The organism is Streptomyces daqingensis, assembly GCF_014645895.1.
GTDB lineage: Bacteria > Actinomycetota > Actinomycetes > Streptomycetales > Streptomycetaceae > Streptomyces > Streptomyces daqingensis.
Genome location: NZ_BMMP01000025.1, coordinates 69,338 through 76,987 on the forward strand (window position 1 = coordinate 69,338; position 7,650 = coordinate 76,987).

Annotated in this window: 7 protein-coding genes; 5 read left to right on the forward strand and 2 right to left on the reverse strand. The window is 68.6% G+C overall.

The window, feature by feature from the left end; genetic code table 11:
* Position 1: 1 nt before the first annotated feature.
* Complete coding sequence (mtrA, locus tag IEY56_RS26545; protein ID WP_045866986.1) at positions 2-679, reverse strand: two-component system response regulator MtrA; 678 nt, start codon at positions 677-679, stop codon at positions 2-4.
* The gene (gene mtnA / locus IEY56_RS26550) at positions 676-1,818 is read right to left on the reverse strand and encodes an S-methyl-5-thioribose-1-phosphate isomerase (RefSeq protein ID WP_189039818.1); all 1,143 of its coding nucleotides are present in this window, start codon (positions 1,816-1,818) and stop codon (positions 676-678) included. The genes mtrA and mtnA overlap by 4 nt, the downstream gene beginning before the upstream one ends.
* 133 nt (positions 1,819-1,951) lie before the next feature.
* Here mtnA and IEY56_RS26555 point away from each other — a divergent pair, with 133 nt between their 5' ends.
* Genes IEY56_RS26555 through IEY56_RS26575 form a run of 5 tightly spaced genes read left to right on the forward strand, consistent with a single transcriptional unit; the run spans position 1,952 to position 7,505 of the window.
* Entirely contained in the window at positions 1,952-3,181 is a 1,230-nt protein-coding gene (locus IEY56_RS26555; RefSeq protein ID WP_189039819.1) for a DUF7847 domain-containing protein, read from the forward strand.
* Positions 3,182-3,185: 4 nt separating this feature from the next.
* Entirely contained in the window at positions 3,186-3,965 is a 780-nt protein-coding gene (locus tag IEY56_RS26560) for a DUF4129 domain-containing protein (protein ID WP_229712225.1), read from the forward strand.
* On the forward strand, positions 3,962-5,206 hold the full coding sequence (locus tag IEY56_RS26565; protein ID WP_189039820.1) for a DUF4350 domain-containing protein: 1,245 nt from the start codon (positions 3,962-3,964) through the stop codon (positions 5,204-5,206). Before IEY56_RS26560 ends, IEY56_RS26565 begins: the two co-directional genes overlap by 4 nt.
* Positions 5,207-5,247: 41 nt before the next feature.
* On the forward strand, positions 5,248-6,168 hold the full coding sequence (locus IEY56_RS26570; RefSeq protein ID WP_189039826.1) for an AAA family ATPase: 921 nt from the start codon (positions 5,248-5,250) through the stop codon (positions 6,166-6,168).
* A 29-nt stretch (positions 6,169-6,197) separates the two neighbouring features.
* Positions 6,198-7,505: a DUF58 domain-containing protein gene (locus IEY56_RS26575; protein ID WP_189039821.1), complete on the forward strand. Its 1,308-nt coding sequence runs from the start codon at positions 6,198-6,200 to the stop codon at positions 7,503-7,505.
* Positions 7,506-7,650 lie beyond the last annotated feature (145 nt).

A 7,650-nucleotide genomic window follows, 5' to 3' on the forward strand; every position in this document is an offset into this window, starting at 1 on the left:
TTCAGCCAGGTCCCGCCTTGTAGCCGACCCCCCGGACGGTCACGACGATCTCCGGCCGCTCCGGGTCCTGCTCGACCTTCGAACGCAGCCGCTGCACGTGGACGTTGACCAGGCGCGTGTCGGCCGCGTGCCGGTAGCCCCAGACCTGCTCCAGGAGCACCTCGCGCGTGAAGACCTGCCAGGGCTTGCGGGCCAGCGCCACCAGGAGGTCGAACTCCAGCGGCGTCAGCGCGATGGACGCCCCGTCCCGCTTCACGGAGTGGCCGGCCACGTCGATCACCAGATCGCCGATGGTCAGCTGCTCCGGCGCGGGATCGTCGGACCGCCGCAGCCTCGCCCGGATTCTCGCCACCAACTCCTTCGGTTTGAACGGCTTGACGATGTAGTCGTCGGCCCCCGACTCCAGGCCCACCACCACATCCACCGTGTCGCTCTTAGCGGTCAGCATGACGACCGGCACCCCGGACTCGGCGCGGATCAGGCGGCAGACCTCGATGCCGTCCTTCCCGGGCAGCATCAGGTCGAGGAGCACCAGATCCGGTTTCGTCTCGCGGAAGGCGGCGAGCGCCTTGTCGCCGTCCGACACGAACGACGGTTCAAAGCCTTCGCCGCGCAGCACGATGCCGAGCATCTCTGCCAGTGCGGTGTCGTCGTCGACGACAAGGACGCGTCCCTTCATGCGTTCATCATCCCATTACCCCATCGTGACGTTCTCGTTCGTGACGGGGAACACAGCCCCGCGACAGTCTCCCTGGTCACAGGCGAAACGACCCCTGCCTCGGTGACAATCGCCGTCACCAGGTGCGGCGGAGTCACATCGAAGGCCGGGTTGTACGCCTCTGCCCCGTTCGGGGCCAGACGGACGCTCCCGCCGCCGACCGCGATCCCCGCGGGCTGGGACGGAGATGAGATCTGCGTCACTTCCCCAGCCGGGCGCTGCTCCACCACGATGTCGCGGCCGTTCTCCGTCGCGCCGTCCACGGTGGTGACCGGTGCCACGACCAGGAACGGAACCCCGTGATGCCGTGCCAGCACCGCCAGCGGGTAGCTCCCCACCTTGTTGGCCACGGACCCGTCGACCGCGATCCTGTCGGCTCCTATCAGCACCGCATCCACCTGCCCCGCCGCGAACAGCGAACCCGCGGCACTGTCCGCCAGAACGCTGTAGGGCATCCCTTCCCGCTCGGCCTCGTACGCCGTGAGCCGCGACCCCTGGAGCAGCGGCCGGGTCTCGTCGACCCACAACCGCTCCAGGTCACCCGCGTCGTGCACCGCCGAGACCACCGCGAAAGCAGTGCCCCGCCCTCCCGAGACCAGGCGCCCTGTATTGCAGTGCGTGAGGAGCCGGAGACGGCGCCCCGGCAGCAGCTCCCCGAGCAGCTCACGCCCCAGGTGCGCCATGCGCGTGCTCGCCGCCGCGTCCTCCCCGTGCAGGGCCTTCGCCTCCGCCAGCGCTGCCGCTGCGGCCTGCTCGTCGCCTGCACCACCGCCGACGGCAGCCCTGTACGCACGTTCCACCCGGCGCACTCCCGAGGCGAGGTTCACCGCTGTGGGACGTGAGGACGCCAACCGGTCAGCCGCCTCTGCCACGTCCTCGCCCAGCGCGGCGGCGAGCGCGACACCGTAGCCGCCCGTGACACCCAGCAGCGGGGCACCTCGCACCGACAGGGCGCGGATGGCCGCCACCAGGTCGCTCACGTCCTTGCACACCAGCTCGACTTCCTCAGCCGGCAGCCTCGTCTGATCGAGAAGCACCAGCTTCGGCGCCCCCTCAGCCGACTCGTCCCAGCGAAGCACCGCTGTCGCGTGATCTTCCATTGGCACAGTCTGCCTTCACCTGCGGCAGCTTCTGAAGGCAAGTTGAGACCTCAGGGCCCGGTCGGCCCTCACTCCGACCATGGGACGATGGCACGACAGCCAGGCAGCGACCCACATCACGAGGTGACCACACGTGAACGACACTCCGGGCTGGACCTCGCCCGGATCCTCCCCGTCCGACGGTTCACCCGAGAGCGGCCAGCCTTCGCAGACTCCGGGCAGCGCACCGCACGGGGGGCCCGCGGACGGGCCTCCCAGGAACTGGTCCGCCCAGCAGCCTCCCGCATACGGAGGCGCGGGCTGGGGCGGGCCGTCCGCGCCTCCCGGCTGGGGCAAGGCGGGTGGCGGCTGGAGCCATCAGCCCCCCGCTGCCAAACCCGGCGTGATCCCCCTCCGGCCACTCGGAGTGGGCGAGATCCTGGACGGCGCCGTCACCACCATGCGCGCGCACTGGCGCACAGTGCTCAGCATCTCCCTCGTCGTGGCTGTCGTCGTCCAGCTCGTCGGGACGCTGGTCACCGGCTTCTGGCTGCGCGAGACCACGGATCTGACCGCCCTCCGCAAGAATCCCGAGCCGACGCCCGAGCAGCTGATGGACGCCATGAGCAGTGCGCTCAGCAGCTCCGGAGTCGCCGTCCTGGTCGACACCCTCGGCACGGTCATCGCCACGGCCATGCTGATGATCGTCGTCAGCCGTGCCGTACTGGGGCGAACAGTCGACGTAGGAGAGGCCTGGCGGGACTCCCGCCCTCAACTGCTCCGCCTGCTCGGCCTCCTCGTGCTCGTTCCTCTCCTCGTCTCCCTCACCATCGTTGCCGGCGCCGCGCCGGGGCTCGTCTCCCTCGCCGCAGGCCTGGAGACCCTGAGCGTCGTCCTGATGGTCCTCGGCCTGGTGGGAGGCCTGATAGGTGCGATCTGGCTCTGGGTCCGCTTCAGCTTGGCCGCCCCTGCTCTGATGCTCGAGAAGCAGGGGGTCCTCACCGCGATGCGCCGCTCCGCCAAACTCGTGCGCGGCAGCTGGTGGCGTGTGTTCGGCGTGCAGATTCTGGCTGCGATCCTCGTCTTCATCGTCGCTTCGATCATCCAGATGCCCGCGACTCTCGTCGGGGCGCTGGTCAGCGGTGAGGGCATCTCCGCCCTCACCGACCCGGCCGCCGACACGAGTTGGGGCTCTCTCATCTCGACCGGGATCGGCGCGGTCATCGCTTCCACGATCACGTTCCCGATCCGTGCGGGCGTCACCGCCCTGATCTATCTCGACCAGCGCATCCGCAGCGAGGCACTCGACCTCGAACTCGCGCGCGCTGCCGGCATCTCCGGCTACGGCGAGCAGCTGGCCGACCGTCCGGCCGCCGGGGGCTGAACCGATGCCGGGGGCCTGGGTCACGGCGATGCTTCCGGCCGGCATCGCCGTACACGGGGCGGGAACCCGCCTCGGCGACGACGGTCCTCCCGTCACCACACCCCGCACCCCCGCACGCGAAGCGGCAGAACGCGAGCTTTCGAAAGAGGAGTACCAGCAGGACGATCCCGGCCTTCTCCGGCGCCTCCTGGACTGGCTGCAGGAGCAGTTCACTTCGCTGCTGGACGCCGCTGCGACAGCGACACCGGGGGGCTGGACGGGGCTCGCCGTCATCGCAGGGGTCGTTGTGCTGTTGCTCCTCTTCCTGCGGCTCCGACTGGGCAGTCTCCGGCCGGAACCCACTACGTCCGAGCAGCTCCTGCTCGGGAAGCGCCCCCGCACCGCCGCCGACCATCGCGCCATTGCGGAGACGCACGCCGCAGCAGAGCGATGGACCGATGCCGTCAAGGAACGGATGCGCGCGCTCTTCCGCTCCCTCGAAGAGCGCGCGCTGCTCGCGAGTCGTCCAGGGCGGACGGCCGACGAAGCAGCGCTCGAAGCCGGCGCCGTCCTGCCGGAGCACGCGGTGGCGCTCCGCAATGCGGCCAGATCGTTCAACGAGGTGGCGTACGCGGACCGACGGGCGGACGCGGCCACATACATCACCGTCCGCGACCTCGACACCTCCATCCAAGGTGCCACACCCCTGATGACGGCGATCAGCACGTCGCCCGACATCGGCGGGGCGGAGCCGCGCGGAGACGGAACCGCCATGGCCGACCGCCCGGACGGAGGGGGCCGTTGAGCCCCGAGTCCGCTGCCTCCCTGTCCCCCACCGCTGCCCAGATCTGGCGGCGAGCTCGCGGCCTGCTGTTCGCCGCGGCCGTACTCACCGTTTCCGGAGTGGCCATCGCTGCGATCCGGTCCGGACCGGAGTACGGACTGCTCGACCCCCGGTCCCCGGACAAGCACGGCAGCAAAGCCGTCGCCGAACTCCTGAGGAAGCGCGGCATCCCGACCGATGTCGTCACTACCTCGGCCGAAGCTGAAAGGGCCGCCGACTCGAAAACGACGCTGCTGGTCACCGATCCCGACGCGCTCTCCCGCCGTCAGACCTCCGAACTCCGAACGGCGATCCAGCGCGGCGGACGGACCGTCCTCGTAGCCCCAGGCCCCACAGCCACGCGGGCTCTCACCCCGGGGGCACGGGCCGCGACGCCCACGCCCGTCGAACTGACGCCGCCGGACTGCGACTTCCCGCCCGCCCTGCGTGCCGGGGACGCCGAAGTCGGCGGTGTGCGTTACCGGGTCACCAGCGATCAGGCCGACACCTGCTACCTGCACCGCAGCCTTCCCTCGCTCGTGCGGTTGCCGGCGGACGACAAGGGCGGCAGCGATCGCACTGGCGCGAACGCCGGCGATACCGTCCTGGTCGGGGCACCCGACCCGCTCTACAACCAGCGGCTCGCGCACCGCGGCAACGCCTCCCTGATGCTCCAACTGCTCGGCTCCCGCCCACATCTCGTCTGGTACGTCCCCTCTTCGAGCGGCTCCGCCGCCGACAGCGACGACGAACGCGGCCTGCTCGAACTGCTCCCGGGCGGCTGGTCCTGGGCGGCGATTCAGCTGTTCATCGCTGCCGTCCTCGCAGCCTTCTGGCGATCACGCCGCCTGGGCCCCCTGGTGCAGGAACAACTCCCCGTCTCCGTACGGGCCTCCGAAGCCACTGAGGGAAGGGCCCGCCTCTATCAGCGGGCCGACGCCCGTGACAGCGCCGCAGAGGCACTGCGTTCCGCCACCCGTCGACACATCGCGAACCTTCTCGGCCTCAGTGCCGCGGAAGCCCACTCACCGCTGGTACTCACCTCCGCGATCGCCTCACGCTCGCCTGGCGACTCTGCGGACCTCAATTACCTCCTCTTCGGTGCGGCACCCGTGAACGACGCAGAGCTCGTCCGACTAGCCGACGAACTCGACGCACTCGAACGCCTTCTCTCCCCCGTCGCACCCACGACAAGCCGACCCACAGACAAGGAACGCACGTGAGCGTCCCCTCAGCCGAGAGCGCCCGCAACGCCCTGGAAGCAATGCGCCTTGAGATCTCGAAGGCGGTGGTCGGCCAGGACGCCGCCGTGACGGGCCTCGTAGTCGCCCTGCTCTGCCGCGGTCATGTGCTCCTCGAAGGCGTCCCCGGCGTCGCCAAGACCCTGCTCGTACGCGCCCTCGCCGCCACACTCGAACTGGACACCAAGCGACTCCAGTTCACCCCTGACCTGATGCCCAGCGACGTGACCGGCTCCCTCATCTACGACACACGCGCCGCAGAGTTCTCCTTCCAGCCCGGTCCTGTCTTCACCAATCTCCTGCTCGCCGACGAGATCAACCGGACACCGCCCAAGACCCAGGCGTCGCTACTCGAAGCCATGGAGGAACGGCAGGTCTCCGTCGACGGCACCCCACGGAAACTCCCCGACCCGTTCCTGGTGGCGGCAACACAGAACCCGATCGAGTACGAGGGCACCTATCCCCTCCCTGAAGCCCAGCTCGACCGCTTCCTGCTGAAGCTGCAAGTGCCGCTGCCCGCCCGCGACGAAGAGATCGACGTCCTCACGCGTCACACCGAGGGCTTCGACCCGCGCGACCTGGCGGCAGCCGGCGTCACCGCCGTAGCCGGACCCGACGATCTCGAAGCCGCTCGCACCGCTGTGGCGGCCACATCCGTCGCACCCGAAGTCGTCGGCTATGTAGTCGATATCTGTCGTGCCACTCGTGATTCCCCCTCGTTCACCCTCGGTGTGTCCCCCCGTGGAGCCACCGCGCTACTGTCCAGCGCACGCGCCTGGGCGTGGCTCATCGGCCGCGACTATGTGATCCCCGACGACATCAAGTCCTTTGCCCTGCCCACTCTCCGGCACCGGGTGCAGCTTCGTCCCGAAGCCGAAATGGGAGGCGTCACCCCGGACAGCGTGATCAACTCGATTCTCGCCCATGTCCCCGTCCCCCGTTGAATTCAGTGAGTGATTGAGGAGCCCGCTTTATGGCGCTCACAGGCCGCACGGCCTTCGTCGCCGCCCTCGGAGCCCTTCTGGTCGGCTTCGCGCTGCCCAGCTGGACCGGAGTGCTCGCAGTCGAACTCCCCTTGCTGCTCGCAATTCTTTATGACCTCGCACGAGCCGCGCCAGTGAATCAGCTCGGGTTCATTCGTTCCGGTGACACCTCAGTTCGACTTGGGGAACGTGCGTACGCACACGTCCTCGTCACCAACCAGTCCCCCCGCCTGGCACGCCTGCGCATCCGTGACGCATGGCCTCCCAGCAGTTGGCAGAGGCAGACAGAGACCCCGGACCGCCATACCCTTCGTATCCCGGCAGCAGAACGGCAGCAGTTCACGACGCCCCTGCATCCATCTCGACGCGGCGACCGCAAAGCAGACCGCGTCACGGTGCGTTCTTGCGGACCGCTGGGCCTCGCGGCACGCCAGAACAGCTTTGCGGTCCCCTGGACCGTACGGGTCCTCCCAGCCTTCAACAGCCGGAAGCACCTCCCGGGCAAACTGGCCCGGCTCCGCGAACTCGACGGCCGTACAAGCATCCTGACTCGGGGAGAAGGAACGGAATTCGACAGCCTCCGCGAATACATCCCCGGTGACGACACGCGCTCCATCGACTGGCGCGCCACCGCCCGCCAGTCGACAGTCGCCGTCCGCACGTGGCGTCCCGAACGGGACCGGCACGTTCTGATCGTCCTGGACACCGGACGCACATCTGCGGGACGTGTCGGGGACTCGCCACGCCTGGACGCGGCAATGGACTCAGCCCTGCTCCTCGCGGCCCTCGCCTCTCGCGCCGGCGACCGAGTCGACTTGCTCGCTTACGATCGTGCTCCTCGAGCAACCGTCAAGGGACGGACCGCCCGCGACGCCCTTGCCGCCTTCGTGACCGCTATGGCCCCACTAGAGCCGGCCCTGGTCGAGTCCGACACCAGGACACTCGTATCGACGGCTCTGCGCATGGCTCGACACCAGTCCCTCATCGTCCTGCTTACCGGCCTTGAGGCAGCACCCGTCGAGGAGGGGCTCCTTCCTGTCCTTTCGATGCTCACCCAGCGCCACACTGTCCTGGTTGCATCGATCTCCGACCCACGCATTGCAGAGATGGCAGCCTCACGCGGAACAACCGCCGAGGTGTACGCGGCAGCTGCCGCAGCTCGAACTCAATCGGAACGCACCCAGACTGCCGATCAACTCCGTCGTCGTGGCGTGATTGTTGTCGACGCTCTGCCAGACGACCTCCCGCCCGCAGTTGCGGACGCCTATCTCTCGCTCAAGTCAACTGGCCGACTGTGACATCCACTTGCAGGCGAGGCCCAAAACGAAAATAGCCCCGTTGGCGGGGTTATCCGTCAACGGGGCTATTTTCAATGTTAGTTCGGCGGTGTCCTACTCTCCCACACGCTCCCGCATGCAGTACCATCGGCGCTGTAAGGCTTAG

Bases quoted from the DNA above. Each gene is read 5' to 3' on its own strand.
- mtrA (WP_045866986.1), bottom strand. From the start codon at position 679: ATGAAGGGACGCGTCCTTGTCGTCGACGACGACACCGCACTGGCAGAG.
- mtnA (WP_189039818.1), bottom strand. From the start codon at position 1,818: ATGGAAGATCACGCGACAGCGGTGCTTCGCTGGGACGAGTCGGCTGAG.
- IEY56_RS26560 (WP_229712225.1), top strand. From the start codon at position 3,186: ATGCCGGGGGCCTGGGTCACGGCGATGCTTCCGGCCGGCATCGCCGTA.
- IEY56_RS26570 (WP_189039826.1), top strand. From the start codon at position 5,248: ATGCGCCTTGAGATCTCGAAGGCGGTGGTCGGCCAGGACGCCGCCGTG.
- IEY56_RS26575 (WP_189039821.1), top strand. From the start codon at position 6,198: ATGGCGCTCACAGGCCGCACGGCCTTCGTCGCCGCCCTCGGAGCCCTT.